The 23,661-nt window shown below is 63.3% G+C and carries 22 protein-coding genes; 17 read left to right on the top strand and 5 right to left on the bottom strand.

Annotated features, from left to right (window positions below):
* Positions 1–10: 10 nt before the first annotated feature.
* Positions 11–940, bottom strand: coding sequence for a LysR family transcriptional regulator (locus ATF69_RS04725; protein WP_056745449.1), 930 nt, complete (start codon positions 938–940; stop codon positions 11–13).
* Positions 941–1,148: 208 nt separating this feature from the next.
* Here ATF69_RS04725 and ATF69_RS04720 point away from each other — a divergent pair, with 208 nt between their 5' ends.
* From ATF69_RS04720 to ATF69_RS04690, 7 genes are all read left to right on the top strand, one after another.
* Positions 1,149–2,225 (top strand): type II asparaginase, encoded by a 1,077-nt coding sequence (locus ATF69_RS04720; RefSeq protein WP_146870039.1) that lies wholly within the window; start codon positions 1,149–1,151, stop codon positions 2,223–2,225.
* 342 nt (positions 2,226–2,567) lie between these two features.
* A complete protein-coding gene (gene glyQ, locus ATF69_RS04715) occupies positions 2,568–3,473 on the top strand; it encodes a glycine--tRNA ligase subunit alpha (RefSeq protein ID WP_008907201.1) in 906 nt (301 codons plus the stop codon).
* A 20-nt stretch (positions 3,474–3,493) separates the two neighbouring features.
* The gene (glyS, locus tag ATF69_RS04710; protein WP_146870038.1) at positions 3,494–5,641 is read left to right on the top strand and encodes a glycine--tRNA ligase subunit beta; all 2,148 of its coding nucleotides are present in this window, start codon (positions 3,494–3,496) and stop codon (positions 5,639–5,641) included.
* Between the two features lie 47 nt (positions 5,642–5,688).
* Entirely contained in the window at positions 5,689–6,285 is a 597-nt protein-coding gene (gene gmhB / locus ATF69_RS04705) for a D-glycero-beta-D-manno-heptose 1,7-bisphosphate 7-phosphatase (protein WP_056059492.1), read from the top strand.
* 85 nt (positions 6,286–6,370) lie between these two features.
* The gene (locus ATF69_RS04700) at positions 6,371–7,144 is read left to right on the top strand and encodes a lysophospholipid acyltransferase family protein (protein ID WP_056059490.1); all 774 of its coding nucleotides are present in this window, start codon (positions 6,371–6,373) and stop codon (positions 7,142–7,144) included.
* Between the two features lie 10 nt (positions 7,145–7,154).
* Complete coding sequence (locus tag ATF69_RS04695; protein WP_146870037.1) at positions 7,155–8,117, top strand: M48 family metallopeptidase; 963 nt, start codon at positions 7,155–7,157, stop codon at positions 8,115–8,117.
* A 138-nt stretch (positions 8,118–8,255) separates the two neighbouring features.
* Positions 8,256–8,678: a rhodanese-like domain-containing protein gene (locus ATF69_RS04690; protein WP_146870036.1), complete on the top strand. Its 423-nt coding sequence runs from the start codon at positions 8,256–8,258 to the stop codon at positions 8,676–8,678.
* A 76-nt stretch (positions 8,679–8,754) separates the two neighbouring features.
* Here the strand turns inward: ATF69_RS04690 and lysM are convergent, their stop codons facing one another.
* On the bottom strand, positions 8,755–9,243 hold the full coding sequence (gene lysM, locus ATF69_RS04685) for a peptidoglycan-binding protein LysM (protein WP_056745437.1): 489 nt from the start codon (positions 9,241–9,243) through the stop codon (positions 8,755–8,757).
* A 180-nt stretch (positions 9,244–9,423) separates the two neighbouring features.
* On the opposite strand from lysM, the gene ATF69_RS04680 reads away from it, so the two are divergent.
* Positions 9,424–10,191 (top strand): type III pantothenate kinase, encoded by a 768-nt coding sequence (locus ATF69_RS04680; RefSeq protein WP_056059481.1) that lies wholly within the window; start codon positions 9,424–9,426, stop codon positions 10,189–10,191.
* A 192-nt stretch (positions 10,192–10,383) separates the two neighbouring features.
* Here the strand turns inward: ATF69_RS04680 and ATF69_RS04675 are convergent, their stop codons facing one another.
* From ATF69_RS04675 to ATF69_RS04665, 3 genes are all read right to left on the bottom strand, one after another.
* The gene (locus ATF69_RS04675; protein ID WP_146870035.1) at positions 10,384–11,160 is read right to left on the bottom strand and encodes a tetratricopeptide repeat protein; all 777 of its coding nucleotides are present in this window, start codon (positions 11,158–11,160) and stop codon (positions 10,384–10,386) included.
* A 56-nt stretch (positions 11,161–11,216) separates the two neighbouring features.
* Positions 11,217–11,879 (bottom strand): TetR/AcrR family transcriptional regulator, encoded by a 663-nt coding sequence (locus tag ATF69_RS04670; protein WP_056059478.1) that lies wholly within the window; start codon positions 11,877–11,879, stop codon positions 11,217–11,219.
* Between the two features lie 229 nt (positions 11,880–12,108).
* The gene (locus tag ATF69_RS04665; RefSeq protein ID WP_146870034.1) at positions 12,109–12,714 is read right to left on the bottom strand and encodes a phasin family protein; all 606 of its coding nucleotides are present in this window, start codon (positions 12,712–12,714) and stop codon (positions 12,109–12,111) included.
* A gap of 228 nt (positions 12,715–12,942) precedes the next feature.
* Here ATF69_RS04665 and ATF69_RS04660 point away from each other — a divergent pair, with 228 nt between their 5' ends.
* The 9 genes from ATF69_RS04660 to ATF69_RS04620 all read left to right on the top strand — a co-directional run bounded on the left by ATF69_RS04660 (position 12,943) and on the right by ATF69_RS04620 (position 23,654).
* On the top strand, positions 12,943–14,928 hold the full coding sequence (locus tag ATF69_RS04660) for an SDR family oxidoreductase (protein ID WP_146870033.1): 1,986 nt from the start codon (positions 12,943–12,945) through the stop codon (positions 14,926–14,928).
* Positions 14,929–15,039: 111 nt separating this feature from the next.
* Positions 15,040–16,134, top strand: coding sequence for a dTDP-glucose 4,6-dehydratase (rfbB, locus tag ATF69_RS04655; protein WP_146870032.1), 1,095 nt, complete (start codon positions 15,040–15,042; stop codon positions 16,132–16,134).
* Complete coding sequence (gene rfbD, locus ATF69_RS04650; protein WP_146870031.1) at positions 16,131–17,021, top strand: dTDP-4-dehydrorhamnose reductase; 891 nt, start codon at positions 16,131–16,133, stop codon at positions 17,019–17,021. The genes rfbB and rfbD overlap by 4 nt, the downstream gene beginning before the upstream one ends.
* A 13-nt stretch (positions 17,022–17,034) precedes the next feature.
* Positions 17,035–17,919 carry a glucose-1-phosphate thymidylyltransferase RfbA gene (gene rfbA, locus ATF69_RS04645; protein WP_056745426.1) on the top strand — a complete coding sequence of 295 codons (885 nt, stop codon included), beginning with the start codon at positions 17,035–17,037 and terminating at the stop codon, positions 17,917–17,919.
* A gap of 6 nt (positions 17,920–17,925) precedes the next feature.
* Positions 17,926–18,471, top strand: a complete 546-nt coding sequence (gene rfbC / locus ATF69_RS04640) for a dTDP-4-dehydrorhamnose 3,5-epimerase (RefSeq protein ID WP_146870030.1) — start codon at positions 17,926–17,928, stop codon at positions 18,469–18,471.
* Positions 18,393–19,655 (top strand): DUF1972 domain-containing protein, encoded by a 1,263-nt coding sequence (locus ATF69_RS04635; protein ID WP_244303654.1) that lies wholly within the window; start codon positions 18,393–18,395, stop codon positions 19,653–19,655. The genes rfbC and ATF69_RS04635 overlap by 79 nt, the downstream gene beginning before the upstream one ends.
* Before the next feature lie 83 nt (positions 19,656–19,738).
* Positions 19,739–20,665 carry a glycosyltransferase family 2 protein gene (locus tag ATF69_RS04630; protein WP_146870029.1) on the top strand — a complete coding sequence of 309 codons (927 nt, stop codon included), beginning with the start codon at positions 19,739–19,741 and terminating at the stop codon, positions 20,663–20,665.
* A 69-nt stretch (positions 20,666–20,734) separates the two neighbouring features.
* Positions 20,735–22,453 carry a GspE/PulE family protein gene (locus ATF69_RS04625; protein WP_146870028.1) on the top strand — a complete coding sequence of 573 codons (1,719 nt, stop codon included), beginning with the start codon at positions 20,735–20,737 and terminating at the stop codon, positions 22,451–22,453.
* Entirely contained in the window at positions 22,446–23,654 is a 1,209-nt protein-coding gene (locus tag ATF69_RS04620; protein WP_146870027.1) for a type II secretion system F family protein, read from the top strand. Before ATF69_RS04625 ends, ATF69_RS04620 begins: the two co-directional genes overlap by 8 nt.
* Positions 23,655–23,661: the final 7 nt, after the last annotated feature.

The following is a 23,661-nucleotide window of genomic DNA, read 5'->3' as shown; positions in this document are numbered from 1 at the left end:
TTCATGGGCTCTATCGGCCCGTCAGCGCCTGACGGGCCTTGGGGTTGGGCTGCAGGGCCTCGTGCAGCAAGGCTGGCAACATGCCCAGCATGCGGGTGGCCTGCAGACCGGGCGGAAAGGCGCGCGCGTGATAGCTGTACAGCGACATGGGGGCCAGCTCGTGCAGCTCCTGCGCCACCATCTGTGCAGGGTCCAGCCCCTTGGCGGTGAGAAAGTCCACCACCGTCCAGCCCATGCCCCGGCGCACCAGCTCCAAAGCGAGGCGTGATGTCTGCACCTGGATGCCGGGCCCGGCGGGGGAACCGAGGCGGTGTGCGATTTCGTCAATCGCCTGGCGCATGGGGTCGTCGCCCACCAGGCGGATCACGGGCACCTGCGCCAGCCGCGCACCGGGGCTGGCGGCACGGGGAGCACGCGCCCACACGCTGGTCGCGACCGCCAGGTACAAGCGACCACTGACCAGCAGGTCGCTCGCGATTTGTGGGTGGGGGTGCTTGTAGAAACCCAGGCAAAAGTCCACGCTGCGCGTGAGCAGGGCCTGCGTCATCTGGTCCTGGTGGATGGTGCGCACCTCCACACCCACCTGCGGATGCTGCTCGGCATGGTGCTGCAGCAGGCGCGGCAGAAATTCGTGCGTGATGGACGGTATGGCGCCCAGCCGCACATCGCCCGAATCACTGGTGGCCAGGTTGCGCGCGGTGCGCTTGAGCGCATCCAGCTGCCGGTAGATGCCGGTGGACTCGGTGGCCAGCACCTGGGCCTCGGGCGTCGGGGTCAGGCCTGCGGGCGAGCGGTTGAACAGCCGGTAGCCCAGCTGCAGCTCGGTGTGCGCCACGGCCTTGCTGATTGCTGAGGGGGTGATGCACAGCAACCGCGCCGCAGCGCTCATGTTGCCGGTTTGCAGCACGGCCTGAAAAACTTCCAGTTGTCTCAAATTCATGGCGGAGTTGTCTTGTGGCGGTGGCCGAGGGGCTCTTCATGGCCTTCGAACGGCAGCTCAGGGGTGTGAGCTGAATTCATAAGGGTGGGTCAATTATTCCGCATGACTGTGTTCTGGTTTCTCATAGGATGCGGCACCGCTTCACCGGCGGTTTTGAATAAAGCGGCGCAACGCGTGCTGCCACCCAAAAAAATCAGGAGACCTCTTCATGCGCATTTCTTCCTCCCCCACCGCCAGCCGCTGGCTCGCGGGTTTGCTGTTGTCTGCTGCCTCCGCCGTTGCCATGGCCCAGGCTGCCAAGCCCAATGTGGTGGTGCTGGCCACGGGCGGCACCATTGCCGGTGCGGGCGCCTCGGCCGCCAACAGCGCAACCTATGCCGCCGCCAAGGTGCCGGTGGACAAGCTCCTGGCAGGCCTGCCTGAGCTGGCCAATGTGGCCAAGGTGTCGGGTGAGCAGGTGTTCCAGATCGCCTCCGAGAGCTTCACCAACGAGCACCTGCTGCGCCTCGGCCAGCGCGTGTCGGCCCTGGCCAAGCAGGCCGATGTGGACGGCATCGTGATCACCCACGGCACGGACACCCTGGAAGAAACCGCGTACTTCCTGAGCCTCACCGTGCGCACCAACAAGCCCATCGTCGTGGTCGGCTCCATGCGTCCCGGCACGGCCCTGTCGGCCGACGGCGCGCTGAACCTGTACGACGCCGTGACCGTGGCCGCCAGCAAGGACGCCGCCGGCAAGGGCGTGCTGGTCACGATGAACGACGAGATCCAGAGCGGTCGCGACGTGAGCAAGACCATCAACATCAAGACCGAGGCCTTCAAGAGCCAGTGGGGCCCGCTGGGCATGGTGGTGGAAGGCAAGAACTACTGGTTCCGCGCCCCGGTCAAGCGCCACACGACCAACTCCGAGTTCAACATCGACGACATCAAGGCGCTGCCCGCCGTGGACATCGTGTACGGCTACGGCAACATGAACACCACGGGCATCGAGGCCTACGGCAAGGCCGGCGTCAAGGCGCTGATCCATGCTGGCACCGGCAACGGCTCGGTGGCCGCACAGGCGGTCGATTCGCTCAAGGCCTTGCGTGGCCAGGGCGTGCAGATCATCCGTTCAGCCCGCGTGCCCGATGGTTTTGTGCTGCGCAATGCCGAGCAGCCCGACGACAAGTACGACTGGGTGGTGGCCCATGACCTGCGCCCCCAAAAGGCTCGCATCCTGGCCATGGTGGCCCTCACCAAGACCAATGACAGCAAGGAATTGCAGCGCATTTTCTGGGAGTATTGATCCCTGTTTTCGAGGTTTGAACGCCATGCTTTGACGCGATGCATGCGTTGACGGCCACACCCGTGTGGCTACCGGTACGCACCGGCTTATAGCTCGCGTGACTGGTTGGGAAGGCTGGGGCTCCAAAAGGGCTCCGGCCTTTTTTCATGGGCGCGGGCCGGTGTTGCTGGCGCTGCCGCAGCACGCGCGGCTGCGCGCCGTAAAATCACCGGTTTGCGCGCGCGATGCCCGTCCTTGTTGCCCATGGGGCGGCGGGCGCTGGGTTTGGCTCGCGCACCGCGTTTTCTTCTTTTCCCCTTACTTGCCAGGCCCTGGCTTGCCAGTGCCTAAGCCACAGACGCCATGTTGACATTCCAGCAAATCATTTTGAAGCTGCAGTCCTACTGGGACGCGCAGGGTTGCGCCCTTCTGCAACCCTATGACATGGAAGTGGGCGCCGGCACCTCGCACACTGCCACCTTCCTGCGCGCCATCGGCCCCGAGCCCTGGAAGGCCGCCTACGTGCAGCCCAGCCGCCGCCCCAAGGACGGCCGCTACGGCGAGAACCCCAACCGCCTGCAGCACTACTACCAGTACCAGGTGGTGCTCAAGCCCGCACCGGCCAACATCCTGGAGCTGTACCTGGGCTCGCTCGAAGCCCTGGGCTTCGACCTGAAAAAGAACGACATCCGCTTTGTCGAAGACGACTGGGAGAACCCCACGCTCGGCGCCTGGGGCCTGGGCTGGGAGGTGTGGCTCAACGGCATGGAAGTCACGCAGTTCACCTATTTCCAGCAGGTCGGCGGCATTGACTGCAAGCCTGCCACGGGCGAGATCACCTACGGCCTGGAGCGCCTGGCCATGTACCTGCAGGGCGTGGACAACGTCTACAACCTGAAGTGGACCGACACCCTGAGCTACGGTGACGTGTACAAGCAAAACGAGGTGGAGCAGTCCACCTACAACTTCGAGCACAGTGACGCGGACTTCCTGTTCACGGCCTTCAACGCGCACGAAAAGCAGGCCAAGTACCTGATGGAGCAGCAGCTGGCGTTGCCTGCGTATGAGCAGGTGCTCAAGGCCGCACACAGCTTCAACCTGCTGGATGCGCGCGGCGCGATCAGCGTGACTGAGCGCGCTGCTTATATCGGCCGCATCCGCAACCTGGCCCGCGCCGTGGCGCAGAGCTACTACGAAAGCCGCGAGCGCCTGGGCTTCCCCATGGCGCCGCGCGAGTGGGTGGAACAGATGGTCAAAAAGGCAGCGTGAACGAGCGAAAGAACAAGAACATGACAACCCAAAACCTCCTCGTTGAACTGTTTGTCGAAGAGCTGCCGCCCAAGGCGCTGCAGAAGCTGGGCGATGCTTTCGCCACCGTGCTGGGCGACCAGCTCAAGGCCCTGGGCCTGGCGACGGCTGCCGCGGTGGTCACGCCCTTTGCCTCGCCCCGCCGCCTGGCTGCGCATGTGACCGCCGTGGCCGACAAGGCCGCCGACAAGGCCGTGCAGCAAAAGCTGATGCCCGTGACCGTGGGCCTTCAAGCGGACGGCAACGCCACGCCTGCGCTGCTGAAAAAGCTGCAGGCGCTGGGCGCCGATGTGTCCAACCCCGCAGCCGCTGTGGCTGCTTTGAAGCGCGCGCAGGACGGCAAGGCCGAAGCCCTGTTCTACGACAGCGTGGTGCCCGGTGCTACGTTGCAAGCGGGCTTGCAAAAGGCGCTGGACGAAGCCATTGCCAAGCTCCCTATCCCCAAGGTGATGAGCTACCAGCTCGAAACCGACTGCGAGCTGCCCGGCTGGACCAGCGTGAACTTTGTGCGCCCCGCACACGGCCTGGTGGCGCTGCATGGCAGCACCGTGGTGCCCGTGAAGGCGCTGGGCCTGACCGCTGGCAACAGCACCACCGGCCACCGCTTTGAAGCCGCCGTGTCGCCCGTGGTGCTGGCCGATGCCGACAGCTACGCCGCCACGCTGAAGAAGGGCGGCGCCGTGATCGCCAGCTTTGCCGAGCGCAAGGCCGAGATCGCGCGCCAGCTGGCTGCGGCTGCTGCGAAGGTGGGCAACGGCGCCCGCCCCATCGAAGACGAAGCCCTGCTGGACGAAGTGACCGCGCTGGTGGAGCGCCCCAACGTGGTCATCTGCCAGTTTGAAGAGCAGTTCCTGGGCGTGCCACAAGAGTGCCTCATCCTCACGATGAAGGCCAATCAGAAGTACTTCCCGCTGCTGGACGCCGCGGGCAAGCTCACCAACAAGTTCCTGGTGGTCAGCAACATCAGCCCCGAAGACACGAGCTTTGTGACCGGCGGCAACGAGCGCGTGGTGCGCCCCCGCCTGGCCGATGCCAAGTTCTTCTTTGACCAGGACCGCAAGAAGACCCTGGCCTCGCGTGTCGAGGGCCTGGGCAAGGTGGTCTATCACAACAAGTTGGGCACGCAGGGTGAGCGCGTGGAGCGCGTGCGCGCCATTGCCAAGGCGATGGCATCCCAGCTGGGCGACGCGCAACTGGTGCAGGATGCCGATCTGGCCGCGCAACTGGCCAAGACCGACCTCGTGACCGATATGGTGGGCGAATTCCCTGAGCTGCAGGGCATCATGGGCGGCTACTACGCCCTGAACGACGGCCTGGGCGAGACCGTGGCGAACGCGATCGAAGACCACTACAAGCCCCGCTTTGCAGGCGATGCACTGCCGCGCAATACCGCTGGTGTGGTGGTGGCCCTGGCCGACAAACTGGAAACCCTGGTCGGCATGTTCGGCATCGGAAACCTACCCACGGGCGACCGCGATCCGTTCGCGCTGCGCCGCCATGCACTGGGGGTGATCCGCATGCTGATTGAACAGCGCCTGCCTTTGCATTTTTACGAGCTAACGCGGCTGGCTTTTGCTGCCTTCCCATCGGGCTTGGTTCAAGACAAGGCTGTTGAGTTGGACGAATTCTTGGTTGAGCGCCTCAAGGGCTATCTTCGGGATGGCGGCTTCTCCCCAGCGGAGGTGGATGCTGCCATTTACGCGCGCCAGTTGGGACAGTGGGCCAGCATTCCGCAGCGCCTCGCAGCCGTGCGTGCCTTCGCGGCCTTGCCGGAAAGCCCCGCCCTAGCAGCAGCCAACAAACGCGTCGGCAATATTCTCAAAAAGGCGGAAGCAGAGGGCCCCGTGGATGCCCATGTGAACCCAGAGCTCCTGCAGGAAAAGGCCGAGCAGGACCTGTACGCCGCGCTGCAGCGCTTTGTGCCCGAGGCCAATGCCCAGTTCGACGCGGGCGACTACACCGCCAGCCTGCAGACCCTGGCCGTGCTGCGCGCGCCCGTGGATGCGTTCTTTGACGACGTGATGGTGAACGCCGAGCAGCTGGACCTGCGCCTGAACCGCCAGGGCCTGCTCAAGACGTTGCACGAAGCCATGAACCGCGTGGCCGATTTGTCCCGTCTGGCGGCCTGACCCCTGGTGCTGGTAGGCTGGTGGTTCTCACAAGGCAAACCCCTCCTATGAAACTCGCCATCCTCGACCGCGACGGCACCCTCAACCCGATGGGGGATGAATACATCACTTCGGCCGACGAGTGGGCGGCGGTGCCGGGCGCGCTCGAAGCCATTGCCCGCCTCAACCATGCCGGCTGGCATGTGGTGGTCGCCACCAACCAGCCGGGATTGGGCCGGGGCCTGTTTGACGTGGTGGCGCTCAACGCCATCCACGCCAAGATGCACCGGCAGGTGGCGGCGGTGGGCGGGCGCATCGACGCGGTGTTCTATTGCCCCCATGCGGCCGACGAGGACTGCAGCTGCCGCAAGCCCGCCCCGGGCCTGCTGGAGCAGATTTGCGACCGCTACGGCATGGAGCGTAACGAGGTCCGCGTGGTCGGCAGCTGCGAGGCCCACCTGCAGGCGGGTGCCGCCCTGGGGGCCCAGTTGCACCTGGTGTGCACCGGCCGGTCTGCCGCGTTGCGGCCGGGCGGGGCGTTGCCTGCGGGGTTGCCGGCGGGTACGCAGTTGCACGCCAGCCTCGGAGATTTTGTGGACCAGTTGCTGCCGGTGGTGCCAAGCGCCGCAGCCGCCGTGGCCGCAGCGCCCTTGCCGCTGTCGTGACAGGGCGCAGCAGCATCTTGATGCTATTTAATTAATAGCTGTTGGCGCATATTTCACTAGCGCTTGCGGCCAAAAAGACATCCCAATGGCTCTTATCCGTTCTGTCATTCACCTTCTCTGGATGGGCATCACCGTGGTGCCTTACGCGCTGGCCATCATGCTGGGCACGCTGCTGGGCGTGCGGGGTGTGCCCCTGTACCGCATCGCCCGGGCCTGGCTGTCGCTGTGCATCAGCGGCGCCCGGGTGGTTCTGGGCATCCGCGCCGAGGTGACCGGCATGGAGAACCTGCCGCAGGGCGCCAACGAAGGCGCCATCCTGCTGGTCAAGCACCAGTCCACGTACGAGACTTTCCTGATGCCGGTGATCATGCCGCACCCTCTGGCCTACGTGTTCAAGAAGGAACTGCTGCATGTGCCCTTCTTCGGCTGGGCCATCGGGCGGCTGGACATGATCCACATCGACCGCAACCAGCGCACGCAGGCCTTCAACAAGGTGGTGCAGCAGGGCAAGGACCTGCTGGCCAAGGGCATCTGGATCATCATGTTCCCCGAGGGCACGCGCATCGAGCGGGGGCAAAAGGGCAACTACAAGACCGGGGGGACGCGCCTGGCGATTGACACCGGTGCGCCGGTGATTCCGATCGCAGTGACCTCGGCCAAAGTGTGGCCGCGCAAGGCGTTCGTCAAGCGCCCCGGCGTGGTGGATGTGTCGATTGGCAAGCCCATCTCCAGCGTGGGGCGCCAGCCCGACGAACTGATGCGTGAGGTGGAGGCCTGGATCGAGGCCGAGATGCGTCGCCTGGACCCAGAGGCTTACCCAGCCCCTGCGGCCAACACCGCAGCCCCCAGCGGGAAGTAAACCGACCGTGATGCAGCGGCTTGTGCAACTGGCGCTGGACCTGTTTGACCCGCCCGGGACCCCCGCAGCAGGCCCCAGTCCTGTGGCTGCAGGTTTCAAGCCCAATCAGCCACAAGCGCTAGTGGATCAAGCGCCGGTAGCTCCTAAAACTATAGTGAGCCGGCCTTCGGCGCCAGCGGTGCCGCTGCCCTCGCTGTTGTCGCCCGCCGAATTCCGCCACCCCCAGGCCAGCCGCGAGGTCCTGCTGGGAGATGCCGTCGTGGCCTATGCGCTGCAGCGCGCGCGCCGCCGTAGCATCGGCTTTACCGTGGGGGCCGATGGCCTGTCGGTGCGGGCCCCGAGCTGGGTGACACTGGGCGCAGTGGATGCCGCGCTGCGCGAGAAGTCCGACTGGATCCTGCGCAAGCTGTCGGAGGCGCGCGAGCGCCAGCAGCGCATGGAAGGCGGTCGTATCGTCTGGGCCCATGGCGCAGAGCTGCCCTACCTGGGTGAGCCACTGAGGCTGGTGCTGGACCCGAGCCACGGCTTTGCGGGCAAAGGCGGAGCGCTGGTGGCGGCGGTGGAGCCGGGCGGCGCAGCCACGACGCCCAGCCTGCACATTGGCCTGCCGCACAGCGCCAGCCCCGCACAGGTCCGCGATGCCGTCCAGGCCTGGTTGATGCGCGACGCGCGCCGCCACTTCACCGAGCGGCTGGACCACTTTGCCCCGCTGCTGGGCGTGCGCTGGGCCAGCCTGCGCCTGTCGAGCGCCAATACCCGCTGGGGCAGCGCCAAGGCCGACGGCTCCATCCGCCTGAACTGGCGCCTGCTGCACTACCGCCCGGCCATCATCGACTACGTGGTGGCGCACGAACTGGCCCACCTGCGCGTGATGGACCACAGTCCCCGCTTCTGGGACACCGTGGCCACCGTGGTGCCGGACTACGCGCAGCTGCGCAGCCATCTCCGTGATGAACCCGCCCCTCTATGGTGAATCCCCCCTGAGTCGCCTTCGGCGCCTTCCCTCAAGGGGGACGACGCCCTCGCTGCGGGGCGGCCCTTGGCTTGCGTCCCTCGCGCCGGTCGCGCCCAGTCCAAACGTTTTGCCTAGTGCCCAGAAAGGATCGAAACCATGACAAATACGCTCTCCTCCGTTACTCCCGCCGAAGGCTATGCCGGTGACGTGACGCCCCAACAGGCCTGGCAATGGGTGCAGGCGGGGCAGGCCGTGCTGGTGGACGTGCGCAGCGACGCCGAACGCGAGTGGGTGGGCCACGTGCCCGGCGCCGCAGCGGTCGCCTGGAAGCAATGGCCGGGCATGGCGATGAACGCCGACTTCGATGCCCAGATGCGCGCCGCCGTGCCCGAGGGCGCGCGGGCCGTGCTGCTGTGCCGCAGTGGCGTGCGCTCCATCGCCGCCGCGCGCCGCGCCACCGAGTTGGGTATCACCGCTTACAACATCCTCGAAGGGTTCGAGGGCGATGCGGATGCGCAAGGCCAGCGCGGCAAACGTGGTGGCTGGCGCTTTCATGGCCTGCCGTGGAAGCAGGGCTGATTCGCTATCAAAAAAAGAGCTGCCAGCGCTTTTTCTACTAGCGCTGGCAGCTCAGAGGGCTTGAATCTGCGAGAGATTACTTGGTCAGTGGCGGAATCCGCAGCTTCTGGCCGGGATAGATCTTGTCGGGGTGGCTCAGCATGGGCTTGTTGGCCTCGAAGATCACGGGGTACTTGTTGGCGTCGCCATAGAACTTCTTGGCAATGGCGCTCAGCGTGTCGCCGCGCACCACGTCGTGGTATTGGGCCTCGGGCTCGGGGTTGGTCACCTCCATCAGGTTCTCGACGCTGGTCACGCTGGCCACGTTGCCGCAGCACAGGGTGACTTTTTCCTTGGCGGCCTGGGTGGGCGCGGTGCCTTTGACGGTGACCTTGCCTTGCGTGCCGTCGAATGCCACCTGTACGTTGCTGGCGCCCAGGTTTTGGGACGCGATGTAGGTCTCGATGGCCTTGGATGCCTTGGCGTTGAGTTCATCCTGCGTGGGGGCGGCGGCCGTGGCGGCCTGCGCTTCTTTGCCGCCGAACAGCTTTTCGCCGGCTTCCTTGATGAAACTGAAAAGACCCATGTCGTACCTCCTAATGTTGCAGAAACAGGAAGGACCACTGTAGCGGGTACGGGCGGCTGCGTCGTGTCGGACAGGGGCGCGACACGATTTTTCACAATTTGGGGGCCGGGGAGGGTTGGTGCTGCAGTGGCTGTCGCCCTCGGGCAGGGGCGCATCGCAAAACTCGGGATAATCCGCCGCATGACTTTTCTGGCCATCGACGTCGGTAACACCCGTCTCAAATGGGCGTTGTACGACGCTCCCCGCCCCGGGGCTGCGCTCATTGCGCATGGCGCCGAGTTTCTCGACCACATCGACCGCCTGGCCGAAGGCAGCTGGGCCTCGCTACCCCATCCGACACGCATGCTGGGCTGTGTGGTGGCGGGAGATGCCGTCAAACGCCGCGTACAGGAACAGATGGAAATCTGGGACGTCACCCCCTCGTGGGTGGTGTCATCGGCGCAAGAGGCGGGGTTGACCAATGGCTACGACCACCCCTCGCGCCTGGGCTCGGACCGGTGGGTGGCCATGATCGGCGCACGCCACCATGTGCTGGCAAGTGGCCCTGCACGGCCGCTGGTGGTGGTGATGGTGGGCACGGCCGTGACGGTGGAGTGCATCGACACCGAGGGCCGCTTCATGGGCGGCCTGATCCTGCCCGGCCACGGCATCATGCTGCGTGCGCTTGAATCCGGCACCGCCGGCCTGCACGTGCCTACGGGCGAAGTGCGTCCGTTCCCTACCAACACCAGCGATGCGCTGACCAGTGGAGGCACCTACGCCATCGCGGGGGCCGTGGAGCGCATGTACCAGCACCTGTTGCAGCACTGCGGCCAGGAGCCTGCCTGCATCATGACCGGCGGCGCCGGCTGGAAGATGGCGCCCAGCATGACACGGCCGTTTGAGCTGGTGGACAACCTGATTTTTGACGGACTTCTGGAGATTGCAGCGCAGCGGTTTGGGGGCTGAGGGCTTTTGAGCTCCGCATCCATAGCAGCGCGACACGGCAATCTACTGCAAACCTCTGTGCAAAACTGGCGCTGCGCAAGCCAGAGACACCGAGCAAGGGCCGTCCCGCAGCGAGGGTGTCGTCCCCCTTCCCGAATGGCGTAGCCAGTCGAGAGAAGGGGGAAGCGGCAAAGCCGCTCAGGGGGCTGCCTCTTACTCTTCTTCCAGTTCCGCCCGTGCCATCTCCACATCCAGCCGCTCCATGGCATCCATGGGTTCTGCGGTGGCGGCCTTTTCGTAGAGCGCAGTGGCTTCCTTCATCTTCTTGTCGCCCTCCAGCATGACGAGGGCATTGGCGTACTCAATCATGGCGATGGCCGATCCCGGGTTGAGCTTGAGGGCCTCCTGGAACAGCTTGAGGCCCGTGTCCTTCTTGGCGCCATAGGTCATGCCGCCAATCAGCGAACCCACCTTGTCGATCACCTCCGCATGGAAGGCACCCAGCGCAATGCGCGCATCGGCGTGTTTGGGCGACAGGGCGATGGCTTTTTCCAGCGACTCCTTCACCTTGCCGCCCAGGCCCTGTGCCAGCGCCTTGGCCACGCTGATGCCCTGGCTGTAGCGGCCCAGCGCATACGCATGCCAGTACCAGGCGTTGGCGTTGTTCGGTTCTGCGGTTGCCTGGGCCTCGGCCCTTTCGGCCACCTGCATGAACAGGTCCAGCCGCGTCTTTTCCTTGGGCTCCAGGTAGTTGGCGTAGATGGAGGTGGCTTTGTTGGCTGCGGTAATGCCCGCTCCACCGGCCGCCAGGCCTGCAGCCGCCGCTTTCTCAAAGTCGCCGTTGTGGAACAGCGCCCACGCTTCCAGCGCGGCTGCGTCCTTGGGGCAGGGTTCGGCATCACCGCCATGCAGTCGTGCCCATTGCTTCGTGACGCTCGCAGCGTCGAACTGGTAGTCGCCGGCGTGGGGGAATGGGGTCCATTTGGCCATGGTGTGTGTCTCCGGAAGTTCTTGTGGTTGGGTGTCTGTGGTGGGCCGTCTCTGTATCAGCCAGGCACTGCGGCGTAGGCGCCGACCAGCTCCAGCAAGTGGGCCCGCTGGCCGCTTTCGAGGTAGGGCATGAGCAGGTTCAGCACATGGTGGGCTCCGCGCAGCAGCGCGGCCTGGGCGCTTTCAGGCTCGAGCGCGCGGCGCGGGTCGCGCACGTATTCAAAGCTGAGCCAGTAGGTGAGCACCACGACCATGCTGGTGGCGGTGGCCTCCAGCTCGCGCGAGTCGATGTGCAGCGCGTCTGCGCGTCCCATGCCATCGAGCATGGCGCGCACGGCGCGGGTCTTGTTTTTGAGGATGGCCTGGAAGTGGGTTTCCAGGCGCCGGTTCTTGGACAGCAGGTCGTTGAGATCGCGGTACAGAAAGCGGTACTGCCAGATCAGCTCGAACAGGGAGTGCATGAAGAACCAGGCGTCCTCCACATTGCGCACGCCATCTGCTGCGGCCAGCAGCTCGGTGAGCGAGCCTTCGTAGCGATCAAACAGCGCGTTGATCAGCTCGTCCTTGGCGGGGTAGTGGTAGTAGAGATTGCCAGGGCTGATGCGCAACTCGGCCGAGATCAGGGTGGTGGAGACGTTGGGTTCACCGAACCGGTTGAACAGGTCCAGCGTCACTTCCAGAATGCGTTCTGCGGTGCGGCGTGGCGCTTTCTTCACCATGTGTGTGGGCCCCTTCGCGTCGTTGTGTGTCGTTGTTGCGTTGTCTCTGATGGCTACTCTAACCCACGCAGTCATGCTGCAGTGCGACATGAGAAGAGGGCGCGCGTGTCTTTCCCGTATCGCTTTTAGCGCACTTCACGGGTTTCACCAAAAAAAGAAAAGCGGTCCAGACGCCGTGGCGCGCGGACCGCTTGGTGCGGGCTGGGTGCTTGCCGCTGGCAAGCCGTGATCAGCTGGCCGATGGCGTGCTGGTGGCTGCGTCGGCAGCCGCACGTGTTGCGGTCTTCTTTGCCACAGCCTTCTTGGCGGTGGCCTTGGCTGCAGGCTTTGCCGCTGCCTTGGCGGGCGCGGCCTTCTTTGCAGCCGCCTTCTTGGCAGGGGCCTTGGCAACAGGCTTGGCGGCTGCCTTGGCAGCAGCTTTGGCGGGGGCAGCCTTGCTGCCCTTGGCCAGGGCGTCCACACGGGCGCTCAGGGCTTCCAGGTCGCGGGCCGAGGGCACGCCCAGCTTGGCCAGGGCCTTGGCCACGCGGTCTTCAAAGATGTTTTCGAGCTTGTCCCACTGGCCCTGGGCCTTGGAGCCGATGTCGCTGGCCATGGTGGTCACGCGGCTGGTGGCTTCGGTGATCTTTTCTTCGGCCACGGCCTGGGTCTTGCGCTGGATGGTCAGGCCTTCCTTGACCAGGGCTTCAAACACCTTGCCACCTTCTTCCTGTGCCTTGGAGAAGGCACCCAGACCGGCCAGCCAGATCTGCTGGGCGGAGTCCTTGACGGTGCTGGACAGTTGGGCGTTGCTCTTCTTCTTGTCAGCGCTGAGTTTCTGCAGTTTCTTGACCATAAGGCCTCCATGGTGCGGTTGGTTGGGGTTGCCGGGGCGATTTTGCCTTCGACGCATGGTCGCACTGTACGCCGCACGGTGCGCAAGGTGTAGGCGCGCGCTCCTAAAAATGTAGAGCGTGCCATCTAGCCCGCCTGCCGGCTGGGCGCCTAGCATCGGCGCGGGTTTCTGCTGAATCGGGGTGTGCAGGCCTTGGGCAAGAATGAAGCTATCTCAGAGGAGTTATCCATGCAGTATTTCGTGACGGGGGCAACAGGGTTCATTGGCAAGCGGCTGGTCAAGAAGCTGCTGGAGCGCAAGGGGGCGGTGGTGCATTTCCTGATCCGCAAGGAAAGTGCGGACAAGGTGGCCGACCTGCGCAGCTTCTGGGGCGTAGGCCCTGCACGCGCCGTCCCCGTGTTTGGCGACCTCACCGCCAAGAAGCTGGGCGTCTCGGCAGACGACGTGAAGAAGCTCAAGGGCCAGATCGACCACTTCTACCACCTGGCCGCGGTGTATGACCTGGCTGCCGATGAGGAAACCCAGGTGGCCGTGAACATCGAGGGCACGCGCAACACGGTGGACTTGGTCAAGGCGATTGATGCCGGGCACTTCCACCATGTCTCCTCCATCGCCGCCGCAGGTCTGTATGAAGGTGTGTTCCGCGAAGACATGTTCGAGGAAGCCGAGGGCCTGGACCACCCGTACTTCCAGACCAAACACGAGAGCGAAAAGATCGTGCGCCAGGACTGCAAGGTGCCCTGGACGGTGTACCGTCCGGCCATGGTGGTGGGAGACAGCCAGACCGGCGAGATGGACAAGATCGATGGGCCCTACTACTTCTTCAAGCTCATCCAGCGCCTGCGCCAACTGCTGCCGCCCTGGATGCCCACCGTGGGCCTGGAAGGAGGGCGCGTGAACATCGTGCCGGTGGACTTTGTGGTGAACGCACTGAACGTCATCAGCCACCAAAAAGACATCACCAAGAAGTGTTATCACCTGGTGGACCCAGTGGGTTACCGCGTGGGGGATGTGCTCGACATCTTCAGCCGCGCCGCCCATGCGCCGCGCATGAATCTGTTCGTCAACGCCGCGCTGCTGGGCTTCATCCCCAAGAGTGTGAAGAAGAGTCTGATGGCACTGGCGCCCGTGCGCCGCGTGCGCAATGCCGTCATGAAAGACCTGGGCTTGCCTGAGGACATGCTGACCTTCGTGAACTACCCCACCCGCTTCGACTGCCGCGAGACCATGGCAGCTCTCAAGGGTTCGGGGGTGGCCTGCCCCAACCTCAAGGACTACGCCTGGCGCCTGTGGGACTACTGGGAGCGCAATCTGGATCCTGAGCTTTTCATCGACCGCACCCTCAAAGGCACGGTAGCGGGCAAGGTGGTGCTGATCACCGGTGGATCGTCTGGCATCGGCCTGGCGGCGGCGCACAAGTTTGCCGAGGCGGGCGCCACCACCATCATTTGCGGGCGCGACCAGGACAAGCTGGACGAGGCCTGTGCCGAAGCCAAGGCCAAGGGTTACCAGTTCATCGCCTATTCGGCAGACATTGCCGACATGACCGACTGCGACCGTTTTGTGCAGTTGCTCATCGACAACCACGGCGGTGTGGACTTCCTCATCAACAACGCGGGCCGCTCCATCCGCCGCGCCATCGAGTCGAGCTACGACCGCTTCCACGACTACGAGCGCACCATGCAGCTCAACTATTTCGGCTGCCTGCGCGTGACCATGGGCTTTCTGCCCGGCATGGTGGCTAAGCGCAAGGGCCATGTGGTCAACATCAGCTCCATCGGCGTGCTGACCAACGCGCCCCGCTTTTCGGCCTATGTGGCCAGCAAGGCGGCGCTGGATGCCTGGACGCGTTGTGCCTCCAGCGAGTTCGCGGACCAGGGCATCACCTTCACCACCATCAACATGCCCCTGGTGCGCACGCCCATGATCGCGCCCACCAAGATCTACAACAACGTACCCACCTTGGCGCCGGAAGAGGCGGCCGACATGATTGCCCAGGCCTGCATCTTCAAGCCGGTGCGCATCGCCACACGCCTGGGCATCACCGGCCAGTTGCTGCACGCGCTGGTGCCACGGGTGGCCCAGATCACCATGAACACCAGCTTCCGCATGTTTCCGGATTCCACCGCCGCCAAGGGCGCCAAGGATGCCAAGCCGCAGTTGTCCGCCGAGGCGGTAGCGCTGCAGCAAATGATGCGTGGCATCCACTTCTGATGACCCGCCGGCCCAGACAGAAATACCCGCGTTGAACTCTGTTACCCGGGGGCCGGGCGGGGTGGGATAATCATGGGTTCTGCCGAGCTGGCATTTCACACGGCCCTCCCTATGATTCTGGTTACTGGCGGCGCGGGTTTCATCGGCGCCAACTTCGTTCTTGACTGGCTTGCTGCCTCCAGCGAGCCCGTCGTCAACCTCGACAAGCTCACCTACGCGGGCAACCTGCACAACCTGGACGGCATCCAGGGCGACCCCCGCCACATCTTCGTGCAGGGCGATATCGGCGACACGGCCCTGCTGGAGCGACTGCTGGCAGAGCACCGGCCCCGCGCGGTGGTGAACTTCGCGGCCGAGTCGCATGTGGACCGCTCCATCCACGGGCCCGAAGACTTCATCCAGACCAACATCGTCGGCTCGTTCCGCCTGCTCGAAGCCGTGCGTGCCTACTGGAGCGCGATGCCTGAGGGCGAGCGCGCGGCCTTCCGTTTCCTGCACGTGTCCACCGACGAGGTGTACGGGTCGCTGGCGCCCACCGACCCGGCCTTCGCGGAGACGCGCGGGTTCGAGCCCAACAGCCCCTACAGCGCCAGCAAGGCGGCCAGCGACCACCTGGTGCGCGCCTGGCACCACACCTATGGCCTGCCGGTGCTCACCACCAACTGCAGCAACAACTACGGGCCCTACCACTTCCCCGAGAAGCTGATCCCGCTGATGATCGTCAACGCCCTGGCCGGCAAGAACCTGCCGGTTTACGGGGACGGCATGCAGGTGCGCGACTGGCTTTATGTGAAGGACCACTGCAGCGCCATCCGCCGCGTGCTGGAAGCCGGTGCCCCTGGCGAGACCTACAACGTGGGCGGCTGGAACGAGAAGCCCAACATCGAGATCGTGAACATGGTGTGCGGCCTGCTCGACGAGCTGCGCCCCCGCGCTGACGGCCAGAGCTACCGCACGCAGATCACCTACGTGAAGGACCGTCCTGGTCATGACCGCCGCTATGCCATCGATGCGCGCAAGATCGAGCGGGATCTGGGCTGGAAGCCCGCCGAGACCTTCGATACCGGCATTCGCAAGACTGTGCAGTGGTATCTGGACCATGCTGACTGGGTGGCCAGCGTGCAGACGGGGGCTTACCGCGCCTGGGTGCAGACTCAGTATGCGCAGGAGGCCGCCACTGCAGTCGTCACGGACGTTGCTGCATGAACATTTTGCTTTTTGGCAAGGGCGGTCAGGTCGGCTGGGAGCTGCAGCGCAGCCTGTCGGTGCTGGGCACGATCACGGCGCTGGACCACGACAGCACGGAACACTGTGGCGACTTTGCCAACACTGCGGGTGTGGCTGAGACGGTGCGCACCCTGCGCCCCGACGTCATTGTCAACGCCGCAGCCCACACTGCCGTGGACAAGGCCGAGAGCGAGGCCGATTTCGCTCGCACGCTGAATGCCACCACTCCCGGCGCTATCGCGCTGGAGGCGGCGAAGCTCGGCGCATGGCTGGTGCACTACAGCACCGACTACGTCTTTGACGGCAGCGGCAGCCGCCCCTGGGTCGAGACCGACATGCCTGCTCCCTTGAGCGTGTACGGCCGCACCAAGCTCGAGGGCGAGCAGCTCATCGCGCAGGCGTGCCCCAAGCACCTCATTCTGCGCACCAGCTGGGTCTATGCGGCGCGCGGCGGCAACTTCGCCAAGACCATGCTGCGCCTGGCGCAGGAGCGCGATCGCCTGACCGTGATCGACGACCAGTGGGGGGCGCCCACGGGGGCTGACCTGCTGGCCGACGTGACGGCGCATGCGCTGCGTCACCTGCAGCAACGCCCGCAGGACGCAGGCCTGTACCACTGTGTCGCAGCTGGTGAAGCGAACTGGAACGAGTACGCAAAATTCGTGATTGCGAAGGCGCAGCAAGCGCAGCCTGCTATCAAAATAAAAGCAAATGAAGTTGCGCCCGTCCCGACGAGCGCATTTCCCACTCCTGCCGTGCGCCCGCACAACTCGCGCCTTCATACCGGCAAGCTGCAAGCCACCTTCGGCCTGCAGATGCCCCACTGGCAAGCGGGTGTGGCGCGCATGCTGGCTGAAATCCTCTGATCGGCACCCTCACATGACGCAACGCAAAGGCATCATCCTTGCCGGAGGCTCCGGTACCCGGCTGCATCCGGCCACCCTGGCCATCAGCAAGCAACTGCTGCCGGTGTACGACAAGCCCATGATCTACTACCCGCTGAGCACCCTGATGCTCGCGGGCATCCGCGACATCCTGGTCATCAGCACGCCGCAGGACACGCCGCGGTTTGAGCAGCTGCTGGGCGACGGCAGCCAATGGGGCCTGAACCTGCAATATGCCGTGCAGCCCAGTCCGGATGGCCTGGCGCAGGCATTCATCATCGGAGAGGCTTTCCTGGCCGGTGCGCCCAGTGCGCTGGTGCTGGGCGACAACATCTTCTACGGCCACGACTTCCACGAACTGCTGGGCAACGCGCAGCAGCGCACCGATGGCGCCAGCGTATTCGCCTATCACGTGCATGACCCGGAGCGCTACGGCGTGGCCGAGTTCGATGCCAGCGGCAAGGTGCTGTCGCTGGAGGAAAAGCCCGCACATCCCAAGAGCAGCTATGCCGTTACCGGCTTGTACTTCTACGATAGCCAGGTGGCGCAGATGGCCAGGAGCCTCAAACCGTCTCCGCGCGGCGAGTTGGAAATCACCGACCTGAACCGGCTCTACCTGGAACAGGGGCAGCTGAATGTAGAGATCATGGGCCGCGGCTACGCGTGGCTGGACACAGGTACCCACGAAAGCCTGCTGGAGGCCAGCCAGTTCATCGCCACGCTGGAGCACCGTCAGGGCCTCAAGATTGCGTGCCCGGAAGAAATTGCCTGGCGGTCACAGTGGATCAACAGTGCGCAGCTGGAGCGTCTGGCCAAGCCTCTGGCCAAGAATGGCTACGGCCAGTACCTTCAGCGCCTGCTGAACGACAAGGTTTATTGATCTGCCATGCAAGCTATACGGCAATCCATCCCAGACGTGGTACTGATCGAACCCAAGGTGTTCGGTGACAGCCGCGGATTTTTCTACGAGAGTTTCAACGAGAAGGCCTTTCGCGAGGCCACCGGCGTGCAGGACGCGTTCGTGCAGGACAACCACAGCCGCAGCAGCCAGGGCGTGCTGCGCGGCATGCACTACCAGCTGCCGCCCCGCGCTCAGGGCAAGCTGGTGCGTGTGGTGCGCGGGGCTGTATTTGATGTGGCGGTTGATATCCGCAAAGACTCACAGACCTTTGGTCAATGGGTGGGGGCGCTGCTGACGGAGGACAACCATCGTCAACTCTGGGTTCCCCCAGGCCTGGCACACGGTTTTTTAGTGCTCTCCGAGTCTGCCGATTTCCTGTACAAAACCACGGACTACTACAGCCCCGAACACGAGCGCTGTATCCGTTGGGATGATCCCAGGCTTGCGATTGCGTGGCCCACGCTGGACGTGCAGATTCAGCTGTCGGCCAAGGACCAGTCCGGCCGTCTGCTCGCCGAGGCCGACCTTTGACATTGTTGTTGGAGGCAGGTAGCTCGGAGGGGCGTCCAGCCCCGCTGCGCATTGCCGTTCTGGGGGCAAAAGGGATACCGGCGAGCTACGGGGGGTTTGAGACGTTTGCCGAACAGCTGTCCGTTCGCCTCGCAGAGCGGGGACACTCGGTTACGGTGTATGCCGAGTCCGATCAGGATGCTGTGGCGGATAGCCAGTTCCAAGGCGTTCGGGTGCGTTATCGGCGTCGCCCGCAATGGGGGCCCGCCTCCGTGTTAGCCTACGACTGTGCATGCCTTTGGGATGCCCGCCACGGATACGATCTGGTTTACATGTTGGGCTACGGTGCCGCTTGGGCTTGTTGGTGGCCCCGGGTCAGCGGGACCCCTGTGTGGATCAATATGGATGGCCTGGAATGGGCCCGCAGTAAGTGGGGCTGGGCGGCGCGCGCGTATCTGCGCTGCATGGAATGGGTGGCGACATTGACTGCTACACGCCTGATTGCCGATGCCAACGCTATTGCGCAGAGGCTGCAGAACGTTTATCCAAAGGGCGCGCCTTCCAGTTTTATTGCCTATGGCGCTGAGCCCGTGCGCGAGGGCTCGCTGGATTCTTCAGCGCTCTCGGCTTGGGGGCTGGTGCCGTTTCAGTATATGGTCGTAGTGGCGCGTCCCGAGCCGGAGAACCACCTCCTGGAGATCATTCAGGGCTATATCTTGCATGGCGGCGAGTGGCCCCTGGTGATCGTGGGAGACGTCTCCGGTGCCACCCCTTATCAGCAGCGCTTGCTTCAGTACGCCAGTGAATGCGTACGGTTCGTCGGCGGCATTTACGATCCCCGGCAACTGGCGTGCGTGCGCGCGCATGCGGCCTGCTACATCCATGGCCATTCGGTCGGCGGTACCAACCCCTCTTTGCTAGAGGCCATGGCCTGCGGCAACTGGGTGGTGGCCCACGACAATCCGTTCAACCGAGAAGTGGCACGCGATGCTGCAGACTATTTCGGATCGCCGGAGGAGCTGGCGCGCCGTTTGGACCAATTGGTCGGCCAGTGGCAACTGGCTTACCCTGAGCGCAGTCGACGTGCCCGGGACATCGTAGATACATATTACACATGGGAGCGCATCACCGACGCCTATGAAACGTTGATGTATGCGCAGTGCCGGTCCTCCGCTGCGTTGCCCCATCCGGCGGAGGGCCTGTGACGGCTGTGTGGGGAGCGCGCGATCCTGTACGACCTAGCGAGGGGCTGCAGCCCCTAGCGGGGCAGCCCTTGGTCGATATCCTTATGGCCACATACAACGGCGCAAAGTATCTGGCTGACCAGTTAGATTCTCTGTTGGCGCAGACGCATCAGAATTTTCGTCTGCTGGTTAGCGACGATGGTTCTACAGACGGCACCCTGGCCCTGCTAGAGACGTATCGTTCCCGTCTCGGGGATCGTTTGGTCGTGGTGCCCCATCCTGGGATGGGTCAAGGGGTTGTCAAGAACTTTGAAAATTTGATGCGAGCCAGCCTGCAAGGCTGCCATGCGCACTGGATCGCTTTCTCCGACCAGGACGACGTCTGGCTGCCAGAAAAAGTTGAGCGCTGCCTGCATGTATTGATGCAGTTGGAGCAAGCCACGGGCGTCCATCAACCTTGCTTGGTGCATTCCGATCTGACCGTTGTGGACGAAGAGCTGAACGTCATTGCGCCTTCTTTTTCGCAGCACCAGCGCATGGATCCAGCGGCATGTTCTCCTACCGCGCTACTCAGTATCAATCAGGTCACGGGTTGTACGATGATGATCAACCGCGCGCTGTTGGAGATGTCGCTGCCTCTGCCTGATCAGACCGTCATGCATGACTGGTGGTGCGCTCTGTTGAGCAGCAGCGGGCGCCGCACCTTCCTTGACGAACAGCTGATCCTCTACCGGCAGCATGGATTCAACCAGCTCGGTGCCAAGGATCGAAGGCTGAAGATGCGTCTTTTACGCCTTGTCACGAATGGGCGCGGAGTGCTGCGGCGCGTGCTCAACCTCGGCCGTGCAACAAAAGCCCAAGCTGAGGCCCTGCAATCGCGTCTGGATAGCCGAGGCTATCCCGGGGGCTACGTGTCAGAATACCTTGCTTGGCGCGGCGCGCCCCTCCGGAGCAGGCTCCTGGGGTACCGCAGTTATTACATCGGCCCTGAGCTGGATCGGTTGAGCCGTTGTCTGCTGTGGTGCAGATGACGGTTGTGCCGGGTGGCGCGAAGCGCAGCCAAGCACTGTTGGGTGGGAAATTGTTCAAAGGCGTTGGTCATGAAGTTCTCGGCGGAAGTAGGTGAAGTGGAAAGCGTTGACGTCGCTGCGCCCCGGCTGGGAGAAATGTTGCTCGCAGAGCAGAAGTTGTCGCGCAATGACTTGGAGCGGGCGCTGGAAGTCCAGCGCTCCATGGGAGGGCGCCTGGGGCGGCTGCTCATCAGCCTGGGTCTAGTATCTGAAGTGGATGTCTATGCCGCTTTGGCAAGGCAAGCGGGTTTGCCTCTTGTCCGTCAGGACGCCTTTCCCAAGGAGAAGCCCGCCACCTCGCGGATGAACACCAGCTTTTTGCTCGTCAACAACCTGTTGCCTCTGGGCGAAGCGGGCGATGCGGATTCGGTGCCAGATTTCGCTTCGGTGGACCCTCAAAGCGGTGCTTTGCGCGACGCGCTTCGGCTTGTATTTGGCGAGGTACCCAGGATTTCTTTCGGCTTGGAGTCGGAGATCGCTGCCCAGCTCAATGCCTGGTATGTGGAGGATCCCGAAGCTCAGGGTGACGGCGTAGCCGACCAGTTCGAGGCGTCTGAATTCATCGAACACCTGCGGGACATGGCGTCCGAGGCGCCCATTATCCAACGCGTGAGCCAGATCCTCTCCCAGGCCGTGGCAGCGCAGGCTTCGGACATCCACATTGAGACGTACGAGGAAAAGTCGGTCGTTCGCATCCGCGTGGATGGCGAGCTCTACCCGATCGATGAGATCGACAACAAGGACGCACCTGCTGTCGTTTCTCGCATCAAGATCCTGTCTCAGCTTGATATTGCTGAGCGCCGTATGCCGCAGGACGGGCGTACCAAGCTGCGGGTGCACGGCAAAGAAATGGACTCCCGCGTCTCCACCATTCCCACCATGTTCGGCGAATCGGTGGTGATGCGCTTGCTGGAGAAGAATTTTGACCTGCTCTCGTTGGAAAGTCTGCACTTCACTCCGGCGACTCTGAAGGCCATGCGACAGCTTTTGAGCGTGCCGCACGGGATATTCTTAGTGACGGGTCCCACGGGTTCGGGCAAGTCCACTACGCTGTATGCGTCTATGCAGGAGTTGGAAGGCGAGAACCTCAAGATCCTCACAGTGGAGGACCCTGTCGAATACCGGCTGCAATGGCTCAATCAGGTCCAGGTACAGCCGCAGATTGGACTTACCTTTGCCAAGGTGCTTCGTTCCTTTCTGCGTCAGGACCCTGATGTCATCATGATCGGGGAAATGCGTGACGGTGAAACGGCAGAGATCGCTGTCCAGGCCGCGCTGACGGGACACTTGGTGATGTCCACGCTCCACACCAACAGTGCGCTGGGGGCCATCGTGCGGTTGATCAATATGGGTGTCGAGCCATATCTGATTACTGCCTCGGTAATCGGCGTACTCGCCCAACGGCTGGTGCGAAAGCTGTGCGAACAGTGCAAGCAGGCGCTACCTGCCGAGCAGGCGGATGCGGCAGCGGCTTCGCTTGGGGTGATCCTCGATAAAGGCCAAACCCTATACAGGGCGGTAGGTTGTCCTGCATGCCGGGGCACAGGGTATCGTGGCCGCCTCGCGGTCCACGAACTGCTGCTGATGACGGAAGATGTCAAAAAAGGCGTACTGGAGCGAGGCTCTTCTCTGGGGGGCGGCGATGGCTCTTATGCTGGCGGGAACTTGTTGCAGGATGGAGCTACCAAGGTATTCCAGGGACTGACGACCGCTGAAGAAGTCTTACGCGTTGCACGTCAAAATGATTGAATTTCAATATGACGGTATTGCGTCGGACGGTAAGCCCTGTCGGGGTGTGATGCGCGCGCAGAATGTCGAAGCCGCCCGATTGAGGCTGATTGGCCAGGGGGTGACGCCAGTGCGCATTACCGATAGTTTGGCTGCGGCTGTGCAGGCTGATCCGCAGGCCCGGGGCAGCAAGCTGCGGCGCAGCGAGATCCTGCTGTTCAGCCGCGAGATGGCTCATCTCAAGCAGGCGAACATGCCCTTGGACAGGGCGCTGGTCATGCTCAAGGAAACTGCCAATACAGATCGGCTGAGAGCCTTTGTCGGGAAGGTGGAGGAGGGCGTAAGGGGGGGGAAGTCGCTCTACCAGTCGTTACTGCCATTTGAGCGTGATCTGGGACGGCAGTATCTGGTCCTGATCCGTGCGGGCGAAACCTCTGGCTCATTGCATGTGGTTCTCAAGGAGCTCACCGTGCAACTGGAGGCAGAAGACAAGCTGCGCAACTATGTCATCTCGTCCATGACCTATCCCGTCATTTTGCTGATAGTCGCCGTGCTTTCGGTGGTTCTGCTGTTGGCGTTCGTGGTTCCTCAGTTTCGTGAAATCTTCGATTCCATGGGTGACAAGCTGCCATCTTCCACCAGACTTGTCGTTGATCTCAGCGACATGATTCGCCTGCATTGGATGGCAATTCTCCTGGTCTTGGCCGTCATTTTGTTTCTGGGCTCGCGCTGGAGTGCCACCCCATCGGGGAGGTTGCGCTTGGACAGTATTCTGCTGGATCTGCCTTTATTCGGCAAAGTACTGCGCAACCTTCAGTTCGCCATTTACTTTCGTACATTCGGCATTTTGTTGCAGAGAGGCGTTCCAATGGTAGACGCCTTGCGCATTGCCGTGGATACCTTGACCAATACGGCCTTGCGCAAGGATATCGAGCCCCTGGTCGGGATTGTGAAGGCGGGTAAGCGACTCTCGTCCGGATTTGTTTCCCCGTATCTGGGCAGATCAAGCACTCCCCAGCTGATCCGGGTGGCGGAAGAGACAGGTCAGCTGGATGCAACCCTGTTGGGGTTGGCTGATCGCTATGAGGATGAAGGTCGACGCACTATGGGGCGCGTGCTGGCTGCCATGGAACCCTTGATTATTATCGTTTTAGGCGCCTTGGTCGCGTTCATCATTATTGCGATCTTGGGCGGTGTTTTGTCTATCAATGACACTATTTGATTCTGAA

This window comes from Acidovorax delafieldii (assembly GCF_007993815.1).
GTDB lineage: Bacteria > Pseudomonadota > Gammaproteobacteria > Burkholderiales > Burkholderiaceae_C > Acidovorax > Acidovorax delafieldii.
The sequence above is the reverse complement of the archived record's forward strand: the minus strand, read 5'-3'. Positions and strand labels throughout refer to the sequence as shown.

Coding starts and splice junctions, on each gene's coding strand:
- ATF69_RS04725 (WP_056745449.1), bottom strand. CDS start 940: ATGAATTTGAGACAACTGGAAGTTTTTCAGGCCGTGCTGCAAACCGGC.
- ATF69_RS04720 (WP_146870039.1), top strand. CDS start 1,149: ATGCGCATTTCTTCCTCCCCCACCGCCAGCCGCTGGCTCGCGGGTTTG.
- glyQ (WP_008907201.1), top strand. CDS start 2,568: ATGTTGACATTCCAGCAAATCATTTTGAAGCTGCAGTCCTACTGGGAC.
- glyS (WP_146870038.1), top strand. CDS start 3,494: ATGACAACCCAAAACCTCCTCGTTGAACTGTTTGTCGAAGAGCTGCCG.
- gmhB (WP_056059492.1), top strand. CDS start 5,689: ATGAAACTCGCCATCCTCGACCGCGACGGCACCCTCAACCCGATGGGG.
- ATF69_RS04700 (WP_056059490.1), top strand. CDS start 6,371: ATGGCTCTTATCCGTTCTGTCATTCACCTTCTCTGGATGGGCATCACC.
- ATF69_RS04695 (WP_146870037.1), top strand. CDS start 7,155: ATGCAGCGGCTTGTGCAACTGGCGCTGGACCTGTTTGACCCGCCCGGG.
- ATF69_RS04690 (WP_146870036.1), top strand. CDS start 8,256: ATGACAAATACGCTCTCCTCCGTTACTCCCGCCGAAGGCTATGCCGGT.
- lysM (WP_056745437.1), bottom strand. CDS start 9,243: ATGGGTCTTTTCAGTTTCATCAAGGAAGCCGGCGAAAAGCTGTTCGGC.
- ATF69_RS04680 (WP_056059481.1), top strand. CDS start 9,424: ATGACTTTTCTGGCCATCGACGTCGGTAACACCCGTCTCAAATGGGCG.
- ATF69_RS04675 (WP_146870035.1), bottom strand. CDS start 11,160: ATGGCCAAATGGACCCCATTCCCCCACGCCGGCGACTACCAGTTCGAC.
- ATF69_RS04670 (WP_056059478.1), bottom strand. CDS start 11,879: ATGGTGAAGAAAGCGCCACGCCGCACCGCAGAACGCATTCTGGAAGTG.
- ATF69_RS04665 (WP_146870034.1), bottom strand. CDS start 12,714: ATGGTCAAGAAACTGCAGAAACTCAGCGCTGACAAGAAGAAGAGCAAC.
- ATF69_RS04660 (WP_146870033.1), top strand. CDS start 12,943: ATGCAGTATTTCGTGACGGGGGCAACAGGGTTCATTGGCAAGCGGCTG.
- rfbB (WP_146870032.1), top strand. CDS start 15,040: ATGATTCTGGTTACTGGCGGCGCGGGTTTCATCGGCGCCAACTTCGTT.
- rfbD (WP_146870031.1), top strand. CDS start 16,131: ATGAACATTTTGCTTTTTGGCAAGGGCGGTCAGGTCGGCTGGGAGCTG.
- rfbA (WP_056745426.1), top strand. CDS start 17,035: ATGACGCAACGCAAAGGCATCATCCTTGCCGGAGGCTCCGGTACCCGG.
- rfbC (WP_146870030.1), top strand. CDS start 17,926: ATGCAAGCTATACGGCAATCCATCCCAGACGTGGTACTGATCGAACCC.
- ATF69_RS04630 (WP_146870029.1), top strand. CDS start 19,739: ATGGCCACATACAACGGCGCAAAGTATCTGGCTGACCAGTTAGATTCT.
- ATF69_RS04625 (WP_146870028.1), top strand. CDS start 20,735: ATGAAGTTCTCGGCGGAAGTAGGTGAAGTGGAAAGCGTTGACGTCGCT.
- ATF69_RS04620 (WP_146870027.1), top strand. CDS start 22,446: ATGATTGAATTTCAATATGACGGTATTGCGTCGGACGGTAAGCCCTGT.